Genomic DNA, 691 nt, shown 5'->3' on the forward strand with positions numbered 1-691 from the left:
GGTCGGCGAAGCCGCGCAGGCCGGTGACGTCGTCGCCGTCGCCGACGCCCTCGGTCTGGCTATCGCCGAGGGCGACGTAGCGGAGGTAAGCGATCTCAGTTCCGGGCACGGGTGTGCCGCCTCTCTTCCAGTACGGCGACGGTCCGCAGGCACCAGTCGCGGTTCTCCTGCTCGAAGGCGACGCCGCGCAGACAGGTCAGGTAGGGGCCGATGCGGTGGCCGTGACGGAGGAAGTCCTCCTCGCCGCGGTCGCCGCGCAGGCGCCGGAGCAGCGCCTCGAACAGCTCGATGCGGGCGCGGGCGATCTCGGCGCGTTCGGTGAGCTGGTCGATCAGGGTGGCGGTGTCGACGCTGTCGGCCGCCTGGACCTTGACCATGAGGTCGTCGCGGACGAAGGCGGGCTTGGCGGAGGCGGCGGTGAAGGCCTCCAGCTCGGCCAGGCCGGCGTCGGTGACGTGGAACAGCCGCTTGTTGGGGCGGCTCTCCTGCACCACCTCGCGGCCCGCGACGAGGCCCTGCTGCTCCAGCCGGGCCAGCTCGGCGTACAGCTGCTGCGGCTGGGCGTACCAGAAGTTGGCCACGCCGACGTCGAACGCCTTGGCCAGTTGGTAGCCGCTGAGCTCGCCGTCGAGCAGCGCGGCCAGTACGGCGTGCCGGAGTGCCATGCGATCCCTTTCCGCCTGCCGGTGTC

At 71.6% G+C, this 691-nt stretch carries 1 protein-coding gene and 1 pseudogene; both read right to left on the minus strand.

Annotated elements, in window-relative coordinates:
- Window positions 1-109 (minus strand): annotated as a pseudogene (locus LPA54_RS34230) (SGNH/GDSL hydrolase family protein); the annotation flags it as partial.
- Complete coding sequence (locus tag LPA54_RS34235) at window positions 96-665, minus strand: PadR family transcriptional regulator (RefSeq protein WP_228918657.1); 570 nt, start codon at window positions 663-665, stop codon at window positions 96-98. The gene LPA54_RS34235 and the pseudogene LPA54_RS34230, both read right to left, overlap by 14 nt.
- Between the last annotated feature and the right edge of the window lie 26 nt (window positions 666-691).

This window comes from Streptomyces sp. DH12 (assembly GCF_020873895.1).
Taxonomy (GTDB): domain Bacteria; phylum Actinomycetota; class Actinomycetes; order Streptomycetales; family Streptomycetaceae; genus Streptomyces.

Bases quoted from the DNA above. Each gene is read 5' to 3' on its own strand.
- LPA54_RS34235 (WP_228918657.1), bottom strand. From the start codon at position 665: ATGGCACTCCGGCACGCCGTACTGGCCGCGCTGCTCGACGGCGAGCTC.